Origin of the sequence: Curtobacterium sp. 179-B 9B NHS (assembly GCF_045370965.1) — a bacterium.
Classification (GTDB): Bacteria; Actinomycetota; Actinomycetes; order Actinomycetales; family Microbacteriaceae; genus Curtobacterium.
In genome coordinates this window covers 1-25,012 of record NZ_JBIQDQ010000030.1, presented here as the reverse complement: position 1 = coordinate 25,012, position 25,012 = coordinate 1, and the positions used below count along the sequence as shown (strand labels likewise).

Here is a 25,012-nt window from a genome sequence, read left to right as displayed (position 1 = left end):
TTTTTTTAATACCCCCCCCCCGGCGGGGGCCCCCCCCCCGGCTCCCGGGGGCCCCGCCCCGCTTCTCGTTGTGCGGGAGCAGGACGGTCTGCAGCGAGCGCTGCACGGCCACGAGCGACCGGCCCGCCGGTCAGCGGTCAGCGGTCAGCGGCCCGCCGGTCAGCCTCCGTAGTCGGCGTACCGCGTCGTCTCGACGACGTTCCCGAGCACGAACGGGTGCGTCCGACCGTGCTCGACGGCCCATTGCACCCACGCCGTCTGCACGGGCATGAGCAGCCACACCGCCACGGTGACGCCGAGCACGCCGGCGAGGGTGAGTCCCATCACGGTGTGCTCGTCGAACCGGCTCGCGCCTCGGCGAGCGACCGCGACGGCGAACCCGACGAGGGCGATGCCGACGGTCAGGAGCGTCGTCCCGAAGGCCGGCGACGACCGGAAGTCGAACTCCTGCCCGGCGTGGACGAAGGTCGTGCTCCAGCTCGAGCCGGGCTGCTGGAACAGGATGCAGAGCACCACGATGAGGACCAGCCAGCGGGCGTCCTTCGTGAGCTGCGACGGCGCGGGCCGCGGGCGCAGCACCGGTTCGGTCAGCTGTCGTTCGTCCCCCATGGCGTGACCGTAGCACCGCGGGAGGCGCGTGGCGGGGGTGATCCGCGCCTCCCGTCCGAAGCCGCACACCGAGACTCGGCCGAGCGGACACTTTCGTCCTGCACAGGGGACGGAAGTGTCCGCCTGGCCGAGTCTCGGTCGACCGGCCTCGCGCTACCGCAGGTGGCGCTCGGCGGCCTCGACGACGTTCTTCATGAGCATCGCGCGGGTCATCGGCCCGACCCCGCCCGGCGTGGGCGACAGGAACCCGGCGACGGACGCCACGGCGGGGTCGACGTCGCCGCGCAGCTTCGCCTTGCCCGTCTCCGGGGAGACGACGCGGCTGATGCCGACGTCGATGACCGCAGCACCCGGCTTGACCCAGTCCGGCTGCACGAGCCCGGCGACACCGGCCGCGGCGACGATGATGTCGGCGCGACGGCACTCGGCGGCGACGTCCTCGGTCAGCGAGTGCGTGAGGGTGGCGGTCGCCTCGAGCCGGGTGAGCAGCAGGCCGAGCGGACGACCGACCGTCAGGCCCTGCCCGATGATCGTCACGTGCTGCCCGCGGATCGGGACGTCGTAGGCGTCGAGCATCGCGACGATGCCCCGCGGGGTGCACGGCAGCGGGGCGTCGATCGTGCCGGCCCCACCGGGCACGGCGAGCACGAGCTCACCGAGGTTCGTCGGGTGCAGGCCGTCGGCGTCCTTCGCCGGGTTCATCAGCTCGAGCATCGGGATCGGGTCGATGCCCTGCGGCAGCGGGAGCTGCACGATGAACGCGGTGACCCGGGGGTCGTCGTTCATCTGCAGGATCGCGGCGCGGATGTCGGCAGCCGAAGCGGTCTCCGGGAGGTCGATGCGGACCGAGTCGAGCCCGATCTGTGCCGAGTCCTTGTGCTTGCCGGCGACGTACGACACCGACCCCGGGTTCGCGCCGACCATGATCGTGCCGAGCCCGGGCCGGAACCCGTGGTCGTGCAGGCGGTCGATGCGGACCTTCAGGTCGTCGAGCGTGCGCGCGGCGAGGGCGGTGCCGTCGATACGGACGGCACTGCCCTCCCCCGCCCAGCGCTCACGTGGGAGCGCGGCGCTCACGCGTACAGGGGGAACGCGTCGGTCAGGGCCTTCACCCGTGCCGAGAGCGCTGCGATGTCCGGGTTCGGCATGAGCGTCAGCGCGATGATGTCGGCCACCTCGGTGAACTCGGCGTCGCCGAAGCCGCGGGTCGCCAGCGCCGGGGTGCCGATGCGGACACCGGAGGTGACCATCGGCGGGCGCGGGTCGAAGGGGACGGAGTTGCGGTTCACGGTGATGCCGACCTCGTGCAGCAGGTCCTCGGCCTGCTTGCCGTCGACCTCGGACGCACGGAGGTCGACGAGCACCAGGTGCACGTCGGTGCCACCGGTGAGGACGTCGATGCCGGCGGCCTTCGCGTCGGGCTGCGTGAGCCGGTCCGCCAGCAGGCGGGCACCGCGCAGCGTGCGCTCCTGGCGGTCCTTGAACTCCGGCTGGCCGGCGAGCAGGAACGCGGTGGCCTTCGCCGCGATCACGTGCATGAGCGGACCGCCCTGCTGGCCCGGGAACACCGCGGAGTTCAGCTTCTTGAAGAGCGACTCCTCGTTGGACAGGATGATGCCCGAGCGGGGACCGGCGAGCGTCTTGTGCACCGTCGACGACACGACGTGGGCGTGCGGCAGGGGCGACGGGTGCAGGCCCGCGGCGACGAGCCCGGCGAAGTGCGCCATGTCCACCCAGAGCGTCGCGCCGACCTCGTCCGCGATCTCGCGGAACTTCGCGAAGTCGAGCTGGCGGGGGTACGCCGACCAGCCGGCGATGAGGACCTTCGGCTGGTGCTCGATGGCCTTCGCACGGATGTCGTCGTAGTCGACCTCGAACGTCTCCGGGTCGACGCCGTAGGACACCGCGTTGTAGATGCGGCCGGAGAAGTTGAGCTTCATGCCGTGCGTCAGGTGACCGCCGTGGGCGAGCTCGAGGCCGAGGATCGTGTCCCCGGCGGAGGCGATGGCGTGCAGCACCGCGGCGTTCGCGCTCGCGCCGGAGTGCGGCTGCACGTTCGCGTAGGCGGCACCGAACAGGGCCTTCGCCCGGTCGATGGCGAGCTGCTCGGCGACGTCGACGAACTCGCAGCCGCCGTAGTAGCGCTTGCCCGGGTAGCCCTCGGCGTACTTGTTCGTCAGGACGGAGCCCTGCGACTCGAGGACGGCGCGCGGGACGAAGTTCTCGGACGCGATCATCTCGAGGGTGTCGCGCTGGCGGCCGAGCTCGTTCTGCAGCACGGCGGCGATCTCGGGGTCGACCTCGGCGAGCGGGGCGTTGAACGTGGACTGCGCGGTGGCAGGCGTCAGATCGGTGATGGACACGGGACTCCTCGTTGTCTGAGTCGCCGCGCGGACGCGACGAGGTGGACGGGTGGGCGCGGCCCAGGCGTACGGCCGCGCTCCGTGTCAGGTGTCGCTCCCCGATGGTGACCCATCCAACGCCAGTCGCGACCCGTCGATCGTACCGAGCGCGCACGTTCGTGTCACCCTTGGGGACATGCACCCGAGCATCCCCGTCGACGCATGACGCTGATCAGCCCCGACGTCGAGGAGCGCACCGACCTCGCCGCGCGCCTCGACGTGCCGTGGGTCACCGTGGTCTGGGACGACCCGGTGAACCTGATGTCCTACGTCACCTACGTCTTCCAGAGCTACTTCGGCTTCTCGCACGCCCGCGCCGAGCGACTCATGCGCCAGGTGCACGACGACGGCCGGGCGATCGTCGCGACCGGCGCCCGCGAGGCCATGGAGCGCCACGTCGAGGCCATGCACGGCTACGGCCTGCAGGCCACCGTCGACCGCGCGGCGGGACCGGACGCGTGATCCCCTTCAGCCGGCGCCAGGACGGTGTGCACCTCGCGATGTCCGAGGGCGAGCGCGCCGTCCTCACGTCGCTCACCGAACAGCTGCAGCAGGTGCTCGGCGGTGACCTCGCGTCCGACCCCGTCGCCGCGCGGATGTTCCCGGACGCCTACCCGTCGGACACCGAGGCGAGCGACGAGTTCCGCCGTTGGACGCAGGCGGACCTGCTCACCCAGAAGTCCGCGAACGCCGACGTCGTGCACGACTGGCTGACCGGTGCGCGGGACGGTGCGATGACCCCGCCGGACGAGCAGGCCTGGCTCCGGTGCCTCACCGACCTGCGGCTGACGATCGCGGAGCGGCTCGGCATCACCGACGCCGCGTCGGAGGAGGCCTCGTCCTCCGGGGACGCCGGCCTCGGTCTGCGCGACGTCTACGACTGGATCGGGTACGTGCAGGAACACCTCGTCACGACCCTCACCACCCGCTGACGGGACGGCCGGGAGGCGCGGCGCACGTTCCGCCTCGTCCGCCCCGGCCCGTCAGCTGGTCGCGGTGGTCGCGGTGGCCGCGGTGGTCGCGGTGGTCGCGGTGGTCGCGCATCCGGGCGAGCAACGCGGGGACGGCACCATCTGATCAGAAGGCAACCTTGCAAGGTGCCCTGTTCAGTCGTACTGTTCCACCGTGGAACCGATCGACACGCTCGCGGACGACCTGCTGACCCTGCACGGTCGCATCCGTCGCACGCTGCTCGCCGGGAAGGCCGACGAGGTCACCGCGTCCCAGACCGCCGCGCTCGGTCGCCTCCTGCGCCACGGCGAGAGCACCGTCGCCGACCTCGCGCGCGCCGAGGGGGTCCGCCCGCAGTCGATGGGCGCGACCGTGCAGGCCCTCGTCGACCTCGGGCTCGCCGAGCGTCGACCGGACCCGACGGACGGCCGCCGCACGCTCGTCCGGGCCACGGAGACGGGCTCCCGAGCCCGCGCCGACGCGTGGACCACCCGGACCCGGGTGCTCGCGGACCGTCTCGCCGCGCTGCCCGACGAGGACCGGGTGACGGTCGCGCGCGCCCTCGTGATCCTCACGCCGCTCACCGACGACTGACCCCAGGAAGAAGCCCACCACGTCCACGTCGACCTCCCCCGTCCCGACCGTCCCCGACGCCGGCACCACCGGCGGCAGCGGCTTCGGCCCGAAGCTCCTCGTCCCCGTCCTGGTCGGTCCGCTGCTCAACCCGATCAACACGACGATGGTGTCCGTCGCCCTCGCGCCGATCTCCCGCGACCTCGGCATCGGTGCCTCGCAGGCGATCTGGCTCGTCGCCGCGCTCTACCTGGCGAGCGCGGTCGCGCAGCCGACGATGGGCAAGCTCGCCGACCGGTTCGGCCCGAAGAAGGTCTTCCTCACCGGACTCGTGATCGTCGGCGTCGCCGGCGTCGTGCCCGAGGTGCTGACCGGGTTCGGCGGGGCGGTCGCCGCACGGGTGCTGATCGGGATCGGGACGTCGTCGGCGTACCCGGCCGCCCTCACCACCCTGCGGCAGCACTCCGCCAGGATCGGGAAGCCGACACCGCCGCTCGTGCTCGGGGCGCTCTCGATCACCTCGCTGGTCTCCGCTGCGGCCGGACCGCCCCTCGGCGGCGCACTGATCGCGGCGTTCGGCTGGCACGCGATCTTCCTGGTGAACGTCCCGCTCGCCGTGTTCGGCCTCGTCGTCGCCGCGATGTGGCTGCCGTCCGACCGGCTCCGACCCCGTGACGCCGAGCAGCTGCCGGTCCGGACCGCGCTCGACCCGCTCGGCATGGTGCTCATGACCGGCACGGTGTCGGCGCTCCTGGTGTTCCTGCTCGACCTCGGCGCCGGACTCTGGTGGCTGCTCGCGGTCGCCGTCGTGCTGCTCGTGGCGCTCGTGCTCTGGGAGCTGCGCGCGACGAAGCCCTTCGTCGACGTCCGCCTGCTCGTCCGGAACGGCGCGCTGTCCCGCACCTACGCGCGGCTGTTCCTGACCTACCTGCTCGCCTACACGATGACGTACGGGTTCTCGCAGTGGGTGCAGGACGTCGCGGGCTACCCGAGCGACGTCGCCGGGTACCTGCAGCTCCCGGCAGCCGTCGTCGCCGGGGTGGTGTCGTTCATGGTCGCCCGACGCACCGCCGTCCGCCGGCCGCTCGTCGTCGCGGCGCTCGTCCCCCTGGTCGGCGCCGGGCTCCTGCTCCTGCTGCACGCCGGGTCGCCGCTCGTGCTGCTGCTCGTCGTGCCGGCGCTGTTCGGGGTGCCGCAGGCGTTGGCGTCGGTGTCGAACCAGGCGGCGCTGTACACGGTGGTGCCCTCGGAGTACATCGGTACCGCCGCCGGACTGTCGCGCACGAGCATCTACATCGGCGCGATCGCGGCGTCCTCGCTGATCGGCGGGGTGTTCGGCCAGGCCCCGACCACGCCGGACCTGCACGTGCTCGCGTGGGTGATGCTCGGCGTCGGCGTGCTGCTCAGCGTGCTGACGCTCGCCGACCGGGCGCTGGCGCGGGCGGACCCGGTCGAGGCGGCGCCGCGCCCCGCGTTCGCAGAACCTGACACACGTCGCGCCACGTGACGGCGCGGCGCGACGTGCTCTCCGTCGTGCGGAGGCGAACCGCGCCACGTGCCGGGCTGCGCACGGGCCCGTCGGAGCCGCCCCGAGCCTCCAGGCCGTCCCGCGCCGGACGCACCACGGGCCTCCAGGCCGCAGCACCGGAACGCGGGACCGGCTGGAGCACCGAACCGCAGGAACGCCGGAGCGCCCCGGTACCCTGATCTCCGTGACCGCCCCGAACCCCACGCACTGGACCCTCACGCTCGTCTGCGACGACCAGCCCGGGATCGTGCACGCCGTCTCCGGAGCCGTGGTCGCGGCGAACGGCAACATCACCGAGTCGCAGCAGTTCTCGAGCGCCGACACGAACTCGTTCTTCATGCGCCTGCAGGTCATGGCGCCGGTCGACCGCGAGACGTTCGAGCAGGCCCTCGCACCCGTCGTCGAGCGCTACGGCATGCGGGTCCAGCTCGACGTGGTCGGGCGTCCGATGCGCACCCTGGTGCTCGTGTCGAAGGCCGGGCACTGCCTGAACGACCTGCTCTACCGGCAGCGCGGCGGCCAGCTGCCGATCGAGGTCCCCCTCGTGCTGTCGAACCACGCCGACCTGTCCGGGCTGGCGGCGTTCTACTCCGTGCCGTTCGAGCACCGACCGGTCACCGACGCGGACGCGAAGCGGGCGATGGAGCAGCGGATCCTCGAGGCCGTCGAGGAGCACGACATCGAACTCGTCGTCCTCGCCCGCTACATGCAGATCCTGTCGCCGGAGCTGTGCGCCGCGCTCGAGGGCCGCGCCGTCAACATCCACCACTCGTTCCTGCCCGGCTTCAAGGGCGCCAACCCGTACCGGCAGGCGCACGCGCGCGGCGTCAAGCTCATCGGTGCGACGGCGCACTTCGTGACGAGCGACCTCGACGAGGGCCCGATCATCGAGCAGAACGTCGTCCGGGTCGACCACACGAAGGAGCCCGCCGAGCTGGTCTCGATCGGCCAGGACGAGGAGTCCCGGACGCTGACGCAGGCGGTGCGCTGGATCGCGGAGGACCGCGTCCTCCTCGACGGCGCCCGCACGATCATCTTCAGGTAGGCACCGCATGACGAACGCACCGCAGAGCCCCGTCGACTGGGGCGACGTCCCGCCGCCCACGGACCCGGCACCCGCACGCCGCCGGGCCTCCGTCTCCGGCTGGACGGTGCTGCGCGTGCTCGTGTGCGCGTTCGGGCTGCTGTCACTGGCGTACTGGGGCTACCTCGCGTGGCCGTTCCCGTTCCCGGGGGTGCTGTTCATGGTCGGGGCACCGCTGTTCGCCGCGGTCGTCTGGTTCCTCTTCCGTTCGCCGCGCTCGCCGATCGACACCGATGTGGTGGGCAAGGTGGTCGTCGAGACCGCGCTGGTCATCGCGGCCGGCGGCGCCTGGGTGTCGCTCGGGCACCCGGTGGTCGGGTTGGTCTTCGTGCTGGTCGCGGCGCTCTCCGGCGTGGTCGCGTTCCGGCGGGAGACGGCGTGAGCTCCGGGCCTGCGTCGGTGTCCGGCCTCGGCTCCGGGTCCGGGTTCGGCTCCGGGTCAGGGTCCGGGTCCGGCTCCGGGTCCGGCTCCGGCTCCGGGTCCGGTCTGGAGGCGCGGCGCACGCTGGTCCGAGCCGGTCGCCTGGTCGACGAGGCCGGCTCCACGGCCGACGGGTGGGTCCTGCTCGCCGGCGACGTGATCGAAGCGGTGGGGTCCGGCGCCGACGCGCCCAGCGCCCCGGACGTGGTCGACCTCGGCGACGCCGTCCTGACGCCCGGGTTCATCGACCTGCACGGGCACGGTGGTGGTGGCGCGGCCTACGAGGACGACACCTTCGACGCGGCGCTCGCCGTGCACCGGGCGCACGGGACGACCCGCTCGGTCCTGTCCCTCGTCGCGAACCCCTCGGCAGCGCTCGCGACGTCGCTCGAGCGCATCCGCACCGTCGCCGCGACGGACCCGCTCGTGCTCGGCGCGCACCTGGAGGGGCCGTTCCTCTCCCCCGACAACCGGGGCGCCCACAACGCCGCCCACCTGGTCGATCCGTCGCCGGCGGCCGTGGACGCCCTGCTCGACGCGGGTGCCGGGGTCCTGCGGCAGGTCACGATCGCGCCCGAGCTGCCGGGAGCGCTGGACGCCGTCCGCCGCTTCGTCGACGCCGGGGTCACCGTCGCCGTCGGACACACCGTCTGCTCGTACGACCAGGCCCGGGCGGCCTTCGACGCCGGTGCCACCGTGCTCACCCACGCGTGCAACGCCATGCCGAGGTTGCACCACCGGGCGCCGGGTCCGATCGCCGCGGCGACCGAGGACGACCGCGTGACGCTCGAGCTCATCCTCGACGGTGTGCACGTGCACCCCGCCGTCGCCCGCGTGCTGCTCCGTGCGGCGCCGGGGCGCGTCGCACTGATCACCGACGCGATGGCCGCGGCCGGGTCGCCCGACGGCTCCTACGCGCTCGGGTCGCTGACGGTGGACGTGGTGGACGGCGTCGCGCGCGTCGCCGGGACGGACACGATCGCGGGTTCGACGCTGACGCAGGACGCGGCGCTGCGGCTCGCCGTGTCGGCCGCCGGAGCGTCGCTGCCCGAGGCGGTCGCGGCGCTGACGAGCGTGCCGGCAGCGGCGCTCGGGCTCGGGGACCGGCTGGGCCGGGTCGCGCCCGGGTACGCCGCGGACCTCGTGGCGCTCTCCCCCGCGCTCGAGGTGCAGCGGGTGTGGGGCGCCGGTCGGGAGCTGGTGCCCGCCAGGTCTTGACCCGGGCGGCGCGCGGCGGGACCATCTCCGCATGGCGCTCTACGTCTCCTGCCCGGTCGAGAGCGTCGAGCGCGCCACCGCGTTCTACAGGGCCCTCGGGTGGACCATCGACCCGCGGATGTCGCGGGACGACGTCGCGTGCGTCGTGTTCGGGACCGACCAGTACCTGATGCTCAGCAGCCGCGAGGCCTACGCGAGCGTCGGCGGCACGGAGGACCTGGTGGGTGGACCGGGCACCCCGTCGAAGGTCACGCTCTCGTTCGACCTCGACAGCCGACAGGCCGTCGACGAGCTGGTCGAGCGGGCCCGCGCTGCCGGCGGGCGGATCGGGGACACCGACGAGTACCCGTTCATGTACCAGCGGCAGTTCGACGACCCGGACGGGTACCACTGGTCGCCGTTCTGGATGCACCCCGACACCGCCGGCGCGTGACCTCGTCCGCGCGCTCCCGCCGGACGGTCACTGGTGCAGGAAGTCCTGACGGGGCTGCTCCTGCTCCGGCGCGAAGCGGATCCGCAGCACGGGTCCGCTGTCCTCGGTCGTGGAGCCGCTGACCTCCACCTCGAGGGCGTCCGGGGTCCGGTCCCACCGCGTGACGGTCCCGGAGCCGAGCACCGCGACGTCGCTGATCGTGCGGGTGAGGAGCGCCGACGCCGACCCGAGCGACCGCAGTCGTACGACGCCGTCGTCGGGCCGGGCGAGCAGGACCGCGTAGAGGGAGTCGCCCGTGACGTCGTGCCGCACGGTGTACCGGACGTCCTCCGCCGTGTACGCCGGAGCGGCAGCGTCGACGAACGACCCGGCGGTCACCGCGGTCGGTCCCTCGGACGGTACGGTCCAGGGCCGGGTGCCGTAGATCGCCTCACCGTGCAGGCCGAGCCAGTGCCCGATGCCCTCGAGCAGGCGCTGCTCCTCGACCGGGATCGTGCCGTCCGGCTTCGGGCCGACGTTGAGCAGGAGGACCCCGCGCTTCGCGACGACGTCGACGAGCTCGGCGACGAGTTCGCGCACGCTCTTGTACTCGTGCCCCTCGACCCAGCACCAGGAGGTCCGGGACACCGACGTGTCGTTCTGCCACACGGTCGGCTCGGTGCCCGCCACGGCTCCGCGCTCGATGTCGTAGACCGCAGTGCCGGGCGCGAAGGCTCCCCACTTGTAGTTGATGACGACCTCGCGTCCCCACTCGGCCGCCCGGTTGTAGTAGTACGCGGCGAGGGTCTGCAGCACCGGGGCGAACGCCGGTTGCTCGATCCACCAGTCGAACCAGAGCACCTGCGGCCGGTACTTCTCGATGACCTCGACGGTGCGCAGGAGCCAGTCCTCGAGGAACCGCTCGTTCGGAGCCGTCTCCTCACGCTGCGCGGGACCGTAGAAGTCCGACCACCGCGGGTCGAGCACGTCGGAGTCGAACCGGGCACCGCCGTTCATGAAGAACCAGTGCTCGGCACGGTGCGACGAGGCACCGCGGACCATCCAGGCCTCGTCGACCGCTCGGGAGAGGTCGCCGAAGACGTCGCGCCGTGGCCCCATCCGTGCGGCACTCCAGCGGGACCGGTCCGTGTCGTACATCGCAAACCCGTCGTGGTGCTCGGCGACGGGCACGACGAACTGCGCACCCGCACGACGGAACAGCGCTGCCCACGCGGCCGGGTCGAAGTGCTCCATCGTGAACGACGGGATGAAGTCCTTGTACCCGAAGTCGCGGTGCTCGCCGTGCGTCGCGAGGTGGTGCTCGTACGCGTCGGTACCCTGCCGGTACATCTCGCGGGAGTACCACTCGTTGCCGAAGGCCGGGACGGAGTACACGCCCCAGTGCAGGAAGACCCCGAACTTGGCGTCCTCGTACCAGCGTGGAGGCTCGTAGGCGGCCAGGGACGCCCACGTCGCGTCGAAGGGTCCGGCGGCGACGACCTCGTGCACGGCACGCATCGCCTCGGTGTTGTCGCTGACGTCGACCGGCTCCGGGAGCGACTCCGGGTCGAGCGGTCCGTGGCGGTCCGGCATGGGGCACTCCTTCGTGCGTCGGATGCGGTCCCCCACTTCTACCGGTCGAGTTCGGGAGTCGGGTGGGTCACGGATGCCGGCGGTCAGGGCAGCCGGACGACGACCTCGGCGGTCGAGGGCCCACCGCACTGCTCGGACCCGCCGTGCCGCACCCACGTGAAGTGGACGCCGCGCTCGACGAGCACCCGGCCGTCCGCGCCGAGGACCGCCACGTGCCCGCGCCCCGCGGTGTCCGGCGAGGTCGGCACGGACCACACGTCCCCGTCGCGTTCGACCATGGGGAGCACTGCCGTCGGCGCCGTGCCGTCCGGCAGTGTCCCGACCGCTGGCGCGCCCGGTGTGGCTTCCCCAGGGGCGGTCGGCACGGCTGGTTCGGGCGGCACCCCGGGCGTGCAGTCCGGGCCCTGGCAGACGACGATGCCCGCGACGCCGGACGCCGGGTCCGCGGAACCCGGGACCTCGACGGCGACGGTGTCGGTCCAACCGATCGCCGTGCACGCCGTCGGCCCGATGCCGGCGCAGCCGGTCGTCACGAGCACCAGCACGGCCGATGCCGTGGCGAGTCCCCTCGTCCCCCGACGCATGCGTCCATCGTCACCGATCGATCGCGGACGGGTGGTCACGATCCGGCGACGGTGTCAGGCCGCGACGACGGACAGCAGCCGGAGTCGGTCGTGGCTCTCGGTCCCGGGGACGGCGGTGTAGACGAGCAGCACGTGCGCCTGCTCCGGGTCGAGGAGCACCTGGCAGTGCAGCTCGAGTCGGCCGACCTCCGGGTGGTCGTAGCGCTTGACGGTCCCCGGGACGAGGCCGACCTCCTGCCGGTCCCACAGCGTCCGGAACTCGTCGGAGCGTTGCAGGAGCTCGTCCGCGAGCCGCGCTGCCCGGGACCCGGGACCGCGCCGGGTCGCGACCTCACGCAGTGACGACACGTACAGCCGCGCGGTGGTGTCGCGGTCCTCCGGCGGGAAGAGGTCCCGCGCACCCGGTTCGGTGAACCAGCGCCAGCCGATCGAGCGCGACGGCCCCTGCCGCTGGCTCGCGTCCCCGAACAGTGCGGCGGCGAGCGGCGTCTGCAGGAGCGTCTCGCCGAGTTCCGTGACGACCTCGGCCGGCGTGTCCACCAGGCGGTCGAAGATGCGCATCATGCCCGGGCCCACGTGGTCCGAGCCCGCGCCGGACTCCGGCGGTCGGTGCCCGGCGAGGCGGAAGACGTGGTCGCGTTCCGCCCGGCTCAGGTGGAGCCCCTGCGCGATCGCGGCGACCATCTGCTCGGAGGGCTGCGGACCGGTGCCCCGTTCGAGCCGGGCGTAGTAGTCCGGGGACATGTGGCAGACCGCCGCGACCTCCTCTCGGCGCAGCCCGGAGGTCCGGCGCCGCTGTCCCGGCGGGAGGCCGACGTCGGACGGTTGCAGGGCCTCCCGGCGTCCGCGGAGGAAGGCGCCGAGCGCCGGTCGATCGATCACGGGCCCATCCTCGCCGGTCCGCGTCCTCCGCAGCCACGGTCCGTCAGGTCCTGGTTGCGGTCCGGCCGCCGACGCAGGCTGGCACCAGCCCGACGACGGGCGACGATCCCGAGGAGACCACCGTGCCGACACGACCCATCGACATCACCCTGCCGCGACTGGACGGCACCCGCGCCGTCGTCACCGGTGCGAGCGACGGCATCGGCCTGGGCATCGCGACGGCACTCGCGGGCGCCGGCGCCACGGTCGTGCTCCCCGTGCGCAACCCGAGCAAGGGCGAGGCCGCACGCATCCGGGTGCTCCGCGAACACCCGGACGCCGACGTGCAGCTCGGCGCGATGGACCTGTCGTCCCTCGCCTCGGTGGACGCGTTCGCGGAGTCGATGCGGTCGGCCGGTCAGCCGGTCGGCCTGCTCGTGGGCAACGCCGGGGTCATGACCCCACCCGAGCGGCAGACCACGGCCGACGGCTTCGAGCTGCAGCTCGGCACGAACCACCTCGGACACGTCGCACTCGTCCGCGGACTCCTGCCGCTGCTCCGTGCGGCGCGCGGCCACGTCACGTCGCAGATCAGCATCGTCGCGCGCAGCGGCGCCGTGCACTGGGAGGACCCGAACTGGGAGCGGAGCTACGACGGGATGCGCGCGTACCGGCAGTCGAAGATCGCGTTCGGCCTGTTCGGGCTCGAGCTCGCCCGACGGAGCGCCGACCGCGGATGGGGCATCACGAGCAACCTCGCGCACCCGGGCGTCGCGCCGACGAGCCTGCTCGCCGCGCGCCCGGAGCTCGGCCGGAGCGGGGACACCCCGCAGGTCCGGGTGATCCGCTGGTTGTCCGCTCGGGGCCTGCTCGTCGGGACCCCGAGGACCGCCGGGTTACCGGCGCTCGTCGCAGCCACCGACCCGGCCGTGCGGGACGGCGGGTTCGTGGGTCCGACGGGTGCCGGCGGTGTCGGCGGAGCGCCCGGACGGACGCCGCTGTGGAAGCCACTGCGCAGTGCTGAGGACGCACGACGCGTGTGGGAGCTGTCCGAGGAGCTGCTCGGCACGTCGGTCGCGTGACGTCCGCGACCGGCGCTGTCAGGATGGCCGCATGAGCGTCATGATCTCGGTGTTCGATGCGCAGCGCACCCGCACGAGCGAGAAGTACACCGCGTACCCGCCCGAGGTCCTGCCGATGTTCGTCGCCGAGATGGACTCGGTCCCCGCCGAGCCGGTGCGCGAGGCACTCGAGCGCGCCGTCCGCAACGGGGACACCGGGTACGTCGGGCACACCCGGGTGCTGCCCGAGGTCTTCGCCGACTTCGCCGACCGCCGGTGGGGATGGGACGTCGACCCCGACCTCGTCCGGACCACCACCGACGTGTCGGTGGCGGCGGTCGAGGTGCTCCGACGGGTCATCGACCCCGGCGACCAGGTCGTCGTCATGCCGCCCGTCTACCCGCCGTTCTGGGAGTACGTCCGCGAGGCCGGCGGCACCGTGACCGAGGTGCCGCTGCTCGCCCCGGACGGCGAACCCGACCCGTTCGACACCACGGCCGGGTGGCGGATGGACCTCGCCGGGGTCGAGCGCGCCTTCGCCGGCGGCGCCCGGACGGTCCTGCTCTGCAACCCGCACAACCCCCTCGGGCTCGTGCACGCCCGCGACGACCTGGTGGCACTCGCCCGGCTCGCCGCGGAGTGGGACGCCGTCGTCGTCTCCGACGAGATCCACGCCCCGCTCGTGCACGCGGACGCGGTGTTCACCCCGTTCCTCACCTGCGGACCCGAGGCGGTCGAGCACGGCGTCGCCCTGACGAGCGCGAGCAAGGCGTGGAACCTGGCCGGGACGAAGTGTGCGCTGATGGTCGGGGCATCTGAGCGGGCGCGCGGCTGGTTCGACGGGCTGCCCGTCGAGGTCGTCGAGCGCACCGGGATCCTCGGGTACACCGCGAGCGTCGCCGCCTTCCGTGACGGGGAGCCGTGGCTCGCGTCGCTGCTCGCCGAGCTGGCCGGCAACCGCCGTGTGCTCGCCGAGGAGCTCGGCTCGGCCCTGCCCGGTGCTGGGTACCGGCAGCCGCAGGCGTCCTACCTGGCCTGGCTCGACCTGCGGGCCCTGCCGTGGGGCGACGACCCCGCCCTGCAGCTGGTCGACCGGGCGAAGGTCGCGCTGACGAACGGTCGCGACTTCGGGCAGCCGGGCATCGGCCACGCCCGGCTCAACTTCGGCTGCTCCGAGGAGACCCTGCGCGAGGGGCTGGCGCGCCTGGCGTCCGCCTGCTGATCCCGCTCGGCAGGCGTCACTCGAAGCGTTGCCACTCCGGCTTGTTGGCGTACGTGTACCGGTAGTAGTCCGCCAGACGGAGCCCGGCTGCGGCCTCCTCGTCCACCACGACGGTCGCGTGCTCGTGCAGCTGCAACGCCGACCCGGGCACGAACGACGACAGCGGCCCCTCGACCGCGGCGGCCACGGCGTCGGCCTTCGCCGAGCCCTGCGCGACGAGGACGAGCTCACGCGCCTCGAGGATCGTGCCGAGCCCCTGCGTCATGCAGTGCGTCGGCACCTGGTCGAGCGAGTCGAAGAAGCGGGCGTTGGCCTCACGCGTGGACGGTGCGAGGGTCTTGATGCGGGTGCGGGACGCGAACGACGACGTCGGCTCGTTGAACCCGATGTGCCCGTTCGCCCCGATCCCGAGGATCTGCACGTCGACCCCGCCGGCGGCCCGGATCGCAGCGTCGTACTCCTTCGCCGCAAACGCCAGGTCCGTCGCGCGGCCGTCCGGCACCCGCACCCGCGAGGGGTCGAACCCGAGCGGCTCCACGACGTCGCGCTGGATCACCGACGCGTACGACTCCGGGTGCTCGAGCGGGATCCCGACGTACTCGTCGAGGGCGAACCCGCGGGCCGCGGCGAAGGACACCTCGCCCGCCTCGACCCGACGACGCAGGTCGGCGTAGATGCCCTGCGGGCTCGACCCGGTGGCGAGACCCACGACGGCGGACGGCTTCTCGGCCACGACCGAGGCGATCTTGGCGGCAGCGACACGACCGACCTCGGCCGGCGTCGACAGGATGATGATCTCCACGCCCTCACCCTACTGGTCATGACCAGTCGCCGACAGGGGTGCTCGGTAGCGTGGGGGCATGCCCACCCCTGACTTCGTCCTGTCCCTGCGCGAGAAGGTCGGCAACGATCCGCTGTGGATGACGGGCATCACCGCCGTCGTCACGCGCGGCGAGGGCCCCGACCGCGAACTGCTCGTCGTCCGGCGCGCGGACAACGGCGCGCTGACGCCGGTGACGGGGATCGTCGACCCGGGTGAGGAACCCGCGGTCGCCGCCGAGCGCGAGGTCCTCGAGGAGGCCGACGTCGTCGCGGTCGCCGAGCGCCTGACCTGGGTGCACGTCCTGCCCGAGATGACCTACCCGAACGGTGACCGGGCGCAGTACCTCGACCTGGTCTTCGCGTGCCGGTACGTGTCCGGCACGCCCGCCCCCGCGGACGGCGAGAACACCGAGGCGTTCTGGGCGCGGCTCGACGCCCTGCCGGAGATGTCCACGGACATGCTGGAGCGGGTCCGGGCGGGCCTGTCCGACGAGCCGGCCGCGCGCTTCGAGCGCTGACCCTCCGCCGACCAGGGCGCGTTCACCTAGCGACCGCGACCCCGAGGCCGGGGCCCGGGCCGCTCCCGTGACACTCCGCGAGACCGCAGCCGGACGAGCCCGCATCCGACGAGCACCGACACGATCCCGATGCTGACCCGGATCGCGACGACGAGCCACGGCACGTCCGTGGCCGTCTGTGCCGCTGTCAGGATCACGACCGCCGCGGACCCGACCAGGACGAGGGTGACGACACGAGCTCGACGAGGGCTCACACGCGACCCGTACGCGCAGCGTGGTTGTTCGAGAAGTAGACCTTCAGCTGCTTGTTGTTCTTGCACGTCCCCTTGATCGTCGCGAGGTAGGCGGCGCCGACTGCGATGATCGCCTGCACGGCGAGGCAAGCGAGCTGGCCGACTGAGGGGATCGCGCAGATCGCGGCACCGAGCACGAAGCCAGCTCCGTTGTACAGCAGGTTCTGGTCGTACTGGTTGAACGTCACGTAGTGCCCTCCAGCGTCGTAGCCTCCGCCCAGGCGAGCATCGCCCTTCGGCCGCACGACGTCGAGCTCGAGTCCGTCGCCGAGCGTGACCACCGCGTGGTGCCCGTCCGGGTCGTCCCGTTCGGACTCGACGAGGTCTGCAGCCCGCAGCTGTCGCAGCACCGAGTCGAAGTCCGTCGTCTGCAACAGCTGCTTCGCCTCACGCACGGAGTTCGGCTCCGCGTGCGCCTGTGCAACAGGCACCACTGCCCCTGCGACCACGACGACGCTCGCGATCAACAGCCCGATCTTGCAACCCATCAGTACCTCCTCGGTTCAGTGAGGAGAGACTCTCGTACCGATGTTCCACATCCATGACCAGGAGATGTCCGGGGAGTCAATCACAGTCGTGAGCACTCGCGGGCCGGGAGGCGCGGGGCGGGCCCGCCCCGCGCCTCCCGACCGGAACCGGGTCGCCTTCACCCCCCGCGGAAGCGACAGATCGCCGCCAATAGTTCGCAGCAGACTGTCGCTTTCGCGGAACGCTCGGGGCGGCTCGGCGCGGACGGCGCGGCCGCTACGCGAGCGGGGCGACCGCGGCCGGGGCGCCGAGCAGCCGCAGGGCCACGGCGTCACCGGCCACCCGGCGGTCGCTGACCTCGTGCTGCACCGTCACGACCGTGTCGTCATCGAGCCGGACCGTCGTGCGCCGGATCGACCCGAGGAAGCTCGACGTGACGACGGTGCCGGTGACGCCCTCGGCGGCGAAGGCGACGTCCTCGGGGCGGACGTAGGCGAGCACCGGACCGTCCGCGGTGTCCGCTGCGAGCGCCGGGACGCGGAAGCCGTAGACGAACACGTCGCCGCTGCGCAGGTCGCCACGCAGGCGGTTCGACTGCCCGACGAAGTCCGCGGTGAACGCCGAGACGGGGTGTCGGTAGAGCTCCTCGGGCGTCCCGACCTGCTCGATGCCGCCGGCGTTCATCACCGCGATGCGGTCGGAGACGGCGAGTGCCTCCTCCTGGTCGTGGGTGACGAAGACGGTCGTGATGCCGAGGTCGCTCTGGATGCGGCGGATCTCGTCACGCAGGGACACCCGCACCTTCGCGTCGAGCGCGGACAGCGGCTCGTCGAGCAGGAGCACGCGCGGGCGGGTGACGAGGGCACGGGCGAGGGCGACCCGCTGCTGCTGCCCGCCGGAGAGCTGGTGCGGGAACCGGTCGGCGAGGCCGGCGAGGTGCACCATGACGAGCGCTTCGATGACGCGCTCGCGGCGTGCTGGGGCGGCGACCTTCCGCATCTCGAGGCCGAACGACACGTTCTGCCGCACCGTCATGTGCGGGAAGAGCGAGTACTGCTGGAACACCATGCCGATGTCGCGTCGTTCGACCGGCACCGCGGCGACGTCCGCTCCGTCGATGCGGATCGCGCCGGCGTCGATCGCCTCGAGACCGGCGAGCGCACGCAGCGCGGTGGTCTTGCCGCAGCCGGACGGCCCGAGCAGCGAGACGAACTCGCCGGGCTCGATGCGGAGCGACAGGCCGGCGAGCGCACGGTGGGAGCCGTAGTGCTTCTCGACCGCCTCGAGCTCGACGGTCGCCCCCTCGGTGGACAGCGACGCCGGGGCGGCGGGAGCGGTGACGGTCATGTGGACTCCTTCGGGGTGCGCCGGCGGCCCGCGCCGACCCGGCCGATGACGACGAGCAGCACGAAACCGAACAGCAGTGCGGCGAGCGAGAAGATCGCGGCCACGTACGGGTCGGTCTGCTGCACGAGCACGAGCGCGGTCTGGAACGTGGTGCGGGACAGGAACGAGGCGAGGGTGTACTCGCCGAGGACGACCGTGACGGTCAGGAAGCACGCGGCGGTGATGCCGCGGCGGAGGTTCGGCAGCAGGATCCGCCACGTCACGGTCCACCACGAGGCGCCGAGCGAGCGAGCGGCCTCGGACAGCACCGTGACGTCGACCGAGGTCAGCGCCGCGGCGATCGGGCGGAACGCGAACGGCAGCGACACGATGCCGATCGCGAAGGCCAGGGTCCACGCGCCGGAGCCGAACACCTGCGCGACGACCTGGTACACGGGGATGAAGCCGACGACGAGCACGACGACGGGCACCGTGATCGGCACCAGGCAGACGAACTCGAGCACGCGGCGCAGGCGGGGGTAGCGGAGCGCGGTGACGATCTGGGCGGGCAGGAGCACGAGCAGCACGATCGCGACGGTGATCACCGCGATGAGCAGGGACGACGCGAGGCCGTCGAACACCGGCTGGTAGGTGGACGCGTTCGCGGGGTCGACGATCGCGGCGTAGTGGTCGAGCGTGAGCGCCCCGTCGGTGCCCTGGCGGAACGTGAACTGTGCCAGGGCGACCAACGGCACGGCGACGACGAGTCCGACCAGGGCGAGCACGGCGACGGCGGTGCCCCGGGACGGAGCGACGCCGAAGCGGCCGATGCGGGTGGGGCCTCCAGGCCGGGATGCGGCGGCCACGGGGCGGACCGAGGGGACGGCGGTCACCGCTGCCACCGCGCAGCGCGACGCTGGAGCAGCGAGTAGGCGCCCATCACGACCGCCATGACCACGACCATGCCGAGGGCGAGCACACCCGCGACGTTCTGCAGACCGATGATCGTCTCGCTGGTGAGCTGCGCGCGGATCGTCAGCGGCACGATGCCGCCCTGCGAGATGAGTGCCGCCGCGGTGGCGAACGACGAGAACGCGTTCGCGAAGAGCAGGAGCAGCGACCCCCAGAACGCCGGCGCGAGCACGGGCAGGGCGATGCGCCGCCATGAGGTCGCGCGCGAGGCGCCGAGGGTGGCGGCGGCCTCGCCCCACTGGGGCTTGACGCCCTCGAGGGCGGGCATGAACGTGAGGACCATGAGCGGCACCTGGAAGTAGACGTACGGGATCACGAGACCGGGGACGGTGTACAGGAGGGTCCCGTTCGCGTTGAGGTCGAGACCGAAGGCCGACACCAGCCAGGTGGTGACCAGTCCCTGCGCGCCGATCGTGGCGATGAACGCGAACGCGAGCATCACGCCGCCGAACTGTGCGAGGACGCTGGCGGCGGAGTCGATCATCGAGCGGACGAGCCCGTCGGGCCGGAGCGCGGCGAGCGCCCAGCAGACCAGGGCACCGACGACGGCGCCGATCACGGCCGAGACCGCGGACAGGCCGAACGAACCGGCGAACGCGCGGAGGACGGACGGGTCACGGAGCGCTGCGAGGTTCGCGAGCGTGAACCGCCCGTCGCCGGTGGAGAACCCGCTGCCGACCGCGATCACGGCGGGGACGGCCAGGAAGAGCAGGACGTACGCGGCGAACGGGGTGAGGCCGAGCCAGGCGAGGCCGGGGCGGCGGCGGGCCCGGGCCCCGGCACCACGGGCGGCGGTGGCCGCATCGGCGCCGGACGACGTGACGGGGGCCACTGCCGCGCTGGTGGCGGCGGGGACCGGGGCTGCCGTGCCCGCGCCCGTACCCGTGCCCGTGCTCGTGCCCGTGCCCGTGCCCGCGCCCTTGCCCGTGCCCGCGCCCTTGCTCGCGCCCTTGCTCGCGCCCGGGGCGAACGCGCTGCCGCCCGGCGCCGATGCGGTCGTCATGCTGCTCAGGACCCCATCGTGGCGGACCACTTCGCGGCGAGGACCTTCGCTGCATCCGTGACCTGCGCGTCGGTCAGCTCGACGTAGTCCTTCGGCATCCCGCCTGCGGCCCGCAGGGCGTCCTCGTCGACCTTGCCCGACTGCTCCATCGCCGCGAGGGTCGACGGGAAGGCGCCGGCCTGGAGGTACAGGTTCTGGGCGTCGGGGCTCGCGATGTACTCCTGCCACAGGCGTGCCGCCGCGGGGTGCGGCGCGTCCTTGTTGATGGCCTGCGAGTAGTACGAGCCGAGCGCCTGCCCCTCGGGGACGACCGTCTTCCAGTCCTGGTTGCCGCTCGACCCGGCCGCCGGGCCCCAGGCGAGGTTGTTGTACGACCACTGGATCACGACGGGCGTCTCCCCCGAGGCGACCGTCGCCTGCGTGGGCAGCACGTTCTGGAAGTTGCCGGCCTGCTGCAGCTTGCCGAAGTAGTCGACGCCCTTCGTGATGTCGTCCGCCGACCCGCCGTTCTCGAGCGCGGCGAGGTACACCGCGGACGCCGCCTGGTTCGCCTGCGTCGGGTCGCCCGCGATCGAGACCTTGCCCTTGTACTCGCTGCCGAGCAGGTCGTCCAGGTCCTTCGGGGCGTCCGTGATCTTCGACGAGTCGTACCCGATCGACATGAGGCCCGTGTAGTCGCGGGTCCACTTGCCGTCCGCGTCCTTGAGCGTGTCCGGGATGTCCGACCAGTTCGCCACCTTGTAGTCGGTGAGCAGGTCGAGGTTCTGCTGCATCACGGCGTTGCCGAGGTCGAGCACGTCGGGGGCCGTCGACTGGCCCTGCTGCGACTTGACGGCGGCGACCTCGTCGGCGCTGGAGCCGTTCGGGTTGGCCGAGTTGATCTTGATGTCGTACTTCTGCTCGAAGCCGTCGATGATCTTGCCGTAGTTCGCCCAGGTCGGCGGGAGGGCGATGACGTTGAGCTGCCCCTCGGCCTTCGCGGCCTTCACGAGGGCGTCCATGCCGCCGGCCGACTCGGCGCTCGTGGCGGTCTTCCAGTCGGTGTCGCTCGACGTCGACGCGCTGCTCGTCGCCGAGCAACCGGCCAGGGTGACGACTGCTGCTGCGGCCAGGGCGATGCCGGCCAGGGTGCGGGTGTGCTGCACGGGGTGTGCCTTCCGGGTGCTGTGGGGATTCGGGTGTTCGGGGGTCCGGCTTCGGCACGATCGTGGACGCGCCCGGTTTCGGGGTCGTGCTGCGGCGGTGAACGGTGGCGGAACAGCGGGTACGGCTGTACGGTTTCGCTGCCGGGGACGGTCCCCGGCGAGGGTCGGTCGCGGCGGGCTCGACGTCCGGTCGCGCGGTGCGCGGTCGACCGGTACGACGCACGGCCGCGTCGGCCGCGTCGGCCGCGTCGGCCGCGCGGGTGCGGTCACGACCGCGGACAGCCGGGAGGCACGGGTGCAGTTCACGACGACGGTCCTGCAGGCGAGGAAGACGGCCACCGGCCTGCCCGTCCCCGAGGAGGTCATCGACGCCCTCGGCTCCGGGAAGCGCCCCGCCGTGGTGGTCACGATCGACGGCGGCTACACCTACCGGTCCACGGTCGGGGTGATGGGCGGGCAGTTCCTCGTGCCGCTGTCGGAGGCGCACCGCACCGCAGCGGGGATCGGCGCCGGGGACACCGTCGAGGTCACGCTCGAGCTCGACACCCTGCCGCGCACCGTCGAGTTGCCCTCCGACCTGGCGGCGGCGTTCGACGCGGCCGGGGTCCGTGCGGCGTACGACACCCTGTCGGCGTCACGGCAGCGGGCACTCGTGGACCCGGTGCTCGCGGCGAAGGCCCCGGAGACGCGGCAGCGCCGGGTCGACAAGGCCGTGGAGGCGTTGCGCGGATAGGCGGGTGAGCGCGGTCGGCCTGGCCCTGGCCGTGGCGCTAGGTCTGGCCCTGGCCGTGGCTGTAACCGTGGCTGTGGCCGTGGCTTCGCCGGGCGCGATCGGGCGTACCTGGTAGAACCGGGCGTACCTGGTCGTTCGGTTCCACCAGGGACACCCGTTCTGACCAGGTATCGCAGTCGTTCTGGGAAGGAACGAGCGCCGTCGTCAGCCGCCGAGCTCGACCAGGACCCGCGGGATCTCGGTCAACAGTTCGCTGGCGAGGTAGCCCAGTGGCCCGACCTGCACGGCGAGGCGGTCACCCGCGGCGGCGTGCACGTACGACGCCCAGGCGACGGCCTGTGCCGGCTCGGCACCGCGGGCGAGCAATCCGACCACCACACCCGACAACACGTCGCCGCTGCCGCTCGTCCCGAGCCCTCCCGAGCCGGTGCCCTTCACCCAGGCACGGCCGTCCGGCGCCGCGATGACGTCGGACAGCGCGACCACGGCGCCGTACCGCTCGGCGATCTCCCGGGCGTCGGCGACGTCGTCGTCTCCGCAGTCCCGACCGAGCAGCCGCTCGGCCTCGCCGCTGTTCGGCGTGAGGACGAGACGACCGCGCAACGGCCTGAGCCGGTCCTCGACGTCCGCCGCGACGCCGAGCGCGAAGGCGTCCAGCACGACGAAGGTGTCCGGACCGACCGCGTCCGCGATGCCCGCGACGAGGTCCCGAGCGCCGTCCGGTTCGTCCAGCCCGGGACCGACCAGCACCGCGTCGGCAGCACCGGCCGTGTCGAGCACGGCATCGATCGCGCCGACGGCGACGTGTCCGCCGTCGTCCTCGGCGAGCGGGACCACGCCCGACTCGGGCACGGCGACCGCGACCTGGTTCGCCACGCTCGACCCGACCGCCAGGGACAGTCGGCCTGCTCCGACCCGCAGTGCGGCGAGCGCCGACAGCATGGCGGCACCCGGGGTGTGGGCGGCGCCGCCGACGACGAGGACCTGTCCCCGGCCGTACTTGCCGGCGCCGGCGTCGGGCAGCGCCCACTCGCGGAGGACGTTCGGCGTGATGTGCTGCGGTGCTGCAGGCTCCTGGTCAGTCGACACGGGCGTCGTCCTTCCGGCCGCTGTGCTCGGTGACCTCGTCGTCGTCGAGGTGCCCCACCGCGGAGAACTCCTCGAGCGTCCAGGGGGCACCGGGCCCGTCGCGGTGCAGTCGTGTCAGGGAGGCGTTCGCGACCGTGTGGTCCTCGGCGAACGCCATGAGGGCGTGTTCGTCGAGGTCGAGGCAGACCGCGACGGCGAGCATCACCACGGCGTCGTGCGCGGCGACGAGCAGTCGTTCGGTGCCCTCGAGCCGGTCGACGTCCGTCAGCACGGTGCGGAGGCGGAGCATCACGTCCGCCCAGGACTCCCCGCCGGCGGGACGGTGGTAGTACTTGCCGAGCCACTGTCGTCGGCGTTCCTCGTCCGGGTACCGGTTCCGCACGCCGTCACGGGTGAGCAGGTCGAGGACGCCGAGCTCCCGGTCGCGCAGCCGCTCGTCGACGCGCTTCGGCGGCTCGGGAAGCCCGCCGGCCTCGAGAGCGATGCCGATCGTCTGCTGCGCCCGGCGGTACGGCGAGACCCAGAGGGCGACCGGGACGTCGTCGACGCCGCGGTCGGCGAGCTCCTGCCCGAGCGCTCGGGACTGTTCCTCCCCCAACGGACTGAGCGGGACGTCGGCGTCGCGGTGGCCGACCTCGATGACGTCCGCGCCCTCGGCTTCGGCTCTGGCGGCGGCGACGTTCGCGGTCGACTCCCCGTGCCGGACGAGCCAGATCTCGGTGACAGCCATGGGCGCGACGCTAACCGCGGGCCCCTGGGTCGGCTCCCGGCCCCGACCTCCCAGCCGGAGGATGTCCTGGTCACATCGTCAGACCGCGCGCGCTGCGGACCGGTCGGGCTCGGCAGGGCAGCCCCGCAGCCCGCAACCGGAACGAGAGTGCGTCGAGGTCCCACAGGTCTCGCCACTCGAGACGGACGATCGCGCGGACGGCCGGCACTGCACTCAACCGCTCGTGTCGGCGTTTCTCGTCGACGATGACCTGAGCTGCGGTCCTTCCGTTCCGGTACCGCTCCTGCGAGTACTTCACCCGTCCGTCGACCTCGACGATCACCCCTTGCTCCGGGAACCAGAAGTCGACTTCGTGACGATGCCCGTCCACGTCGAACCGTTGCTGCAGGACAGGAGCCGGCAACCCGAGTTCCCAGAACACCACACGAGCAAGCGACTCCGCCGGTGACCCTGATCGAGGATCGGCGAACTCGATCGAGCGAGCGGCGAGAGCTCGCCCTCGGTGGTGGGGGAGCCCGCCCAGAGCGCGGTGGACGTCGCCCTTCCGCAGCCCCTGCCGCAGTGCCGCGTCGGCGAGCACGACCACGGTTCGCACATCTCCCTGCAGTGCGACGTCGGCGACGGTCCTCGCGACGGACGTGAACCGCAAGCCCGCGTGGCCGATCACGTCACCTGGTTGCAGGGGTCTGGAGTGGAGGACGAGGCCCTTCGTCCCGCTGCGGTACTGGGCCTTGGGAACGGTCAGGTGCACGTCGTCCGGCCAGCCGTGGAGCCACGGCAGCCCGTGCACCGCAGCAGCGGACACGTGCGAGCCCACTGCTGCCACGCTCCGACGACCGAGCCTCGCGAAGACTCGGGTCACGTAGCGGCGTCGAGGCCCTGCAGCGTCCCACTCCGCACCCCGCACGAACGCGTTCGGTCCGACGCGCACGAGTCGGTCGGGACCGTCGTCGGCTGCCCGGCGGCGGAGCGTCGCTCCGGAAAGTCCGGCGTCGTTCGTGCAGGTGGCTCGGTAGATGGCGAGGGGCACTTCCATGTCTCCCACCGTGGCGAAGGGCGGGATTGCACAGGCCAGCATGCCCGCACGATGTGGACGAGCCTCCCGACCGCTGCGTCTGTGCAGGACGTTCCTTCGAGCCCATCACACGCGCAGTACGAGGCAGGATCGCGCATGGGGAGCGGGAAGGAACGATCCCCTTCGCGCGATTCGGTCTCCTACACGCGGATCGGCCTTCTACGCGCGAGAGGTCAGCACGACCCAGCGCGGCACAGCACAGCCCGGCCCAAGCGCGACGCGGCGCCGGGGGAACGCACCCGTGCTCCCCCGGCGCCGCTGTCTCTCCGCCGGCCCCGCTGCCTCGGGCCCGACGCCGCCGGCCCCGCTGCCTCGGGCCC

At 72.6% G+C, this 25,012-nt stretch carries 27 protein-coding genes and 1 riboswitch; of the genes, 12 read left to right on the top strand and 15 right to left on the bottom strand.

Going from position 1 to position 25,012, the window contains the following annotated elements; translation table 11 throughout:
* Positions 1-159: 159 nt before the first annotated feature.
* The 3 genes from ACH0A8_RS15870 to glyA form a co-directional block, all read right to left on the bottom strand.
* A complete protein-coding gene (locus ACH0A8_RS15870) occupies positions 160-609 on the bottom strand; it encodes a hypothetical protein (protein WP_406907530.1) in 450 nt (149 codons plus the stop codon).
* Positions 610-762: 153 nt separating this feature from the next.
* Entirely contained in the window at positions 763-1,686 is a 924-nt protein-coding gene (locus tag ACH0A8_RS15865; RefSeq protein WP_251155248.1) for a tetrahydrofolate dehydrogenase/cyclohydrolase catalytic domain-containing protein, read from the bottom strand.
* Positions 1,683-2,972 (bottom strand): serine hydroxymethyltransferase, encoded by a 1,290-nt coding sequence (gene glyA, locus ACH0A8_RS15860; RefSeq protein ID WP_374109584.1) that lies wholly within the window; start codon positions 2,970-2,972, stop codon positions 1,683-1,685. Before glyA ends, ACH0A8_RS15865 begins: the two co-directional genes overlap by 4 nt.
* A 51-nt stretch (positions 2,973-3,023) precedes the next feature.
* A riboswitch (ZMP/ZTP riboswitch) is annotated at positions 3,024-3,109 on the bottom strand.
* 64 nt (positions 3,110-3,173) lie between these two features.
* Between glyA and clpS the strand changes: the two genes are divergently transcribed.
* From clpS to ACH0A8_RS15820, 8 genes are all read left to right on the top strand, one after another.
* Positions 3,174-3,473: an ATP-dependent Clp protease adapter ClpS gene (gene clpS / locus ACH0A8_RS15855; protein ID WP_066656757.1), complete on the top strand. Its 300-nt coding sequence runs from the start codon at positions 3,174-3,176 to the stop codon at positions 3,471-3,473.
* A complete protein-coding gene (locus tag ACH0A8_RS15850) occupies positions 3,470-3,943 on the top strand; it encodes a DUF2017 family protein (RefSeq protein ID WP_406907529.1) in 474 nt (157 codons plus the stop codon). Before clpS ends, ACH0A8_RS15850 begins: the two co-directional genes overlap by 4 nt.
* 193 nt (positions 3,944-4,136) lie before the next feature.
* Entirely contained in the window at positions 4,137-4,556 is a 420-nt protein-coding gene (locus ACH0A8_RS15845; RefSeq protein ID WP_251155247.1) for a MarR family winged helix-turn-helix transcriptional regulator, read from the top strand.
* Between the two features lie 109 nt (positions 4,557-4,665).
* Complete coding sequence (locus ACH0A8_RS15840) at positions 4,666-6,042, top strand: MFS transporter (RefSeq protein ID WP_406907532.1); 1,377 nt, start codon at positions 4,666-4,668, stop codon at positions 6,040-6,042.
* 205 nt (positions 6,043-6,247) lie between these two features.
* Entirely contained in the window at positions 6,248-7,108 is an 861-nt protein-coding gene (purU, locus tag ACH0A8_RS15835; RefSeq protein ID WP_066656765.1) for a formyltetrahydrofolate deformylase, read from the top strand.
* 7 nt (positions 7,109-7,115) lie between these two features.
* Positions 7,116-7,529: a YrdB family protein gene (locus ACH0A8_RS15830; RefSeq protein WP_066656768.1), complete on the top strand. Its 414-nt coding sequence runs from the start codon at positions 7,116-7,118 to the stop codon at positions 7,527-7,529.
* A gap of 104 nt (positions 7,530-7,633) precedes the next feature.
* Positions 7,634-8,785, top strand: a complete 1,152-nt coding sequence (nagA, locus tag ACH0A8_RS15825) for an N-acetylglucosamine-6-phosphate deacetylase (RefSeq protein ID WP_406907531.1) — start codon at positions 7,634-7,636, stop codon at positions 8,783-8,785.
* Between the two features lie 31 nt (positions 8,786-8,816).
* Positions 8,817-9,218, top strand: coding sequence for a VOC family protein (locus ACH0A8_RS15820; RefSeq protein WP_251155243.1), 402 nt, complete (start codon positions 8,817-8,819; stop codon positions 9,216-9,218).
* A gap of 27 nt (positions 9,219-9,245) precedes the next feature.
* Here the strand turns inward: ACH0A8_RS15820 and ACH0A8_RS15815 are convergent, their stop codons facing one another.
* The 3 genes from ACH0A8_RS15815 to ACH0A8_RS15805 all read right to left on the bottom strand — a co-directional run bounded on the left by ACH0A8_RS15815 (position 9,246) and on the right by ACH0A8_RS15805 (position 12,256).
* Positions 9,246-10,790 carry an alpha-L-fucosidase gene (locus tag ACH0A8_RS15815; protein WP_406907528.1) on the bottom strand — a complete coding sequence of 515 codons (1,545 nt, stop codon included), beginning with the start codon at positions 10,788-10,790 and terminating at the stop codon, positions 9,246-9,248.
* An 83-nt stretch (positions 10,791-10,873) separates the two neighbouring features.
* Entirely contained in the window at positions 10,874-11,374 is a 501-nt protein-coding gene (locus ACH0A8_RS15810) for a hypothetical protein (protein ID WP_209685368.1), read from the bottom strand.
* A gap of 54 nt (positions 11,375-11,428) precedes the next feature.
* Positions 11,429-12,256: a helix-turn-helix transcriptional regulator gene (locus ACH0A8_RS15805; RefSeq protein ID WP_209685366.1), complete on the bottom strand. Its 828-nt coding sequence runs from the start codon at positions 12,254-12,256 to the stop codon at positions 11,429-11,431.
* A gap of 122 nt (positions 12,257-12,378) precedes the next feature.
* On the opposite strand from ACH0A8_RS15805, the gene ACH0A8_RS15800 reads away from it, so the two are divergent.
* Both ACH0A8_RS15800 and ACH0A8_RS15795 read left to right on the top strand, forming a co-directional pair.
* The gene (locus ACH0A8_RS15800; RefSeq protein WP_251160973.1) at positions 12,379-13,317 is read left to right on the top strand and encodes an SDR family oxidoreductase; all 939 of its coding nucleotides are present in this window, start codon (positions 12,379-12,381) and stop codon (positions 13,315-13,317) included.
* Positions 13,318-13,348: 31 nt separating this feature from the next.
* Positions 13,349-14,518, top strand: a complete 1,170-nt coding sequence (locus tag ACH0A8_RS15795; protein WP_406907527.1) for a MalY/PatB family protein — start codon at positions 13,349-13,351, stop codon at positions 14,516-14,518.
* A gap of 16 nt (positions 14,519-14,534) precedes the next feature.
* Here ACH0A8_RS15795 and nagB read toward each other — a convergent pair whose 3' ends face one another.
* Entirely contained in the window at positions 14,535-15,320 is a 786-nt protein-coding gene (gene nagB, locus ACH0A8_RS15790) for a glucosamine-6-phosphate deaminase (protein WP_066656784.1), read from the bottom strand.
* A 58-nt stretch (positions 15,321-15,378) separates the two neighbouring features.
* On the opposite strand from nagB, the gene ACH0A8_RS15785 reads away from it, so the two are divergent.
* A complete protein-coding gene (locus ACH0A8_RS15785) occupies positions 15,379-15,858 on the top strand; it encodes an NUDIX hydrolase (RefSeq protein WP_406907526.1) in 480 nt (159 codons plus the stop codon).
* A gap of 250 nt (positions 15,859-16,108) precedes the next feature.
* On the opposite strand, the gene ACH0A8_RS15780 is transcribed toward ACH0A8_RS15785, so the two are convergent.
* The 5 genes from ACH0A8_RS15780 to ACH0A8_RS15760 all read right to left on the bottom strand — a co-directional run bounded on the left by ACH0A8_RS15780 (position 16,109) and on the right by ACH0A8_RS15760 (position 21,065).
* A complete protein-coding gene (locus ACH0A8_RS15780) occupies positions 16,109-16,639 on the bottom strand; it encodes a hypothetical protein (protein ID WP_406907525.1) in 531 nt (176 codons plus the stop codon).
* Positions 16,640-16,895: 256 nt separating this feature from the next.
* On the bottom strand, positions 16,896-17,966 hold the full coding sequence (locus tag ACH0A8_RS15775; protein WP_406907524.1) for an ABC transporter ATP-binding protein: 1,071 nt from the start codon (positions 17,964-17,966) through the stop codon (positions 16,896-16,898).
* The gene (locus ACH0A8_RS15770; RefSeq protein WP_307810447.1) at positions 17,963-18,811 is read right to left on the bottom strand and encodes an ABC transporter permease subunit; all 849 of its coding nucleotides are present in this window, start codon (positions 18,809-18,811) and stop codon (positions 17,963-17,965) included. Before ACH0A8_RS15770 ends, ACH0A8_RS15775 begins: the two co-directional genes overlap by 4 nt.
* A gap of 23 nt (positions 18,812-18,834) precedes the next feature.
* On the bottom strand, positions 18,835-19,920 hold the full coding sequence (locus ACH0A8_RS15765; RefSeq protein WP_406907523.1) for an ABC transporter permease: 1,086 nt from the start codon (positions 19,918-19,920) through the stop codon (positions 18,835-18,837).
* 5 nt (positions 19,921-19,925) lie between these two features.
* Complete coding sequence (locus ACH0A8_RS15760; RefSeq protein ID WP_251155233.1) at positions 19,926-21,065, bottom strand: extracellular solute-binding protein; 1,140 nt, start codon at positions 21,063-21,065, stop codon at positions 19,926-19,928.
* Positions 21,066-21,360: 295 nt separating this feature from the next.
* Between ACH0A8_RS15760 and ACH0A8_RS15755 the strand changes: the two genes are divergently transcribed.
* Positions 21,361-21,798, top strand: coding sequence for a YdeI/OmpD-associated family protein (locus tag ACH0A8_RS15755; protein WP_406907522.1), 438 nt, complete (start codon positions 21,361-21,363; stop codon positions 21,796-21,798).
* 204 nt (positions 21,799-22,002) lie between these two features.
* On the opposite strand, the gene ACH0A8_RS15750 is transcribed toward ACH0A8_RS15755, so the two are convergent.
* From ACH0A8_RS15750 to ACH0A8_RS15740, 3 genes are all read right to left on the bottom strand, one after another.
* Positions 22,003-22,887: an NAD(P)H-hydrate dehydratase gene (locus tag ACH0A8_RS15750; RefSeq protein WP_209685352.1), complete on the bottom strand. Its 885-nt coding sequence runs from the start codon at positions 22,885-22,887 to the stop codon at positions 22,003-22,005.
* Positions 22,877-23,617, bottom strand: a complete 741-nt coding sequence (locus ACH0A8_RS15745) for a histidine phosphatase family protein (RefSeq protein ID WP_406907521.1) — start codon at positions 23,615-23,617, stop codon at positions 22,877-22,879. The genes ACH0A8_RS15750 and ACH0A8_RS15745 overlap by 11 nt, the downstream gene beginning before the upstream one ends.
* Before the next feature lie 70 nt (positions 23,618-23,687).
* Positions 23,688-24,653 (bottom strand): hypothetical protein, encoded by a 966-nt coding sequence (locus tag ACH0A8_RS15740; protein WP_406907520.1) that lies wholly within the window; start codon positions 24,651-24,653, stop codon positions 23,688-23,690.
* Positions 24,654-25,012 lie beyond the last annotated feature (359 nt).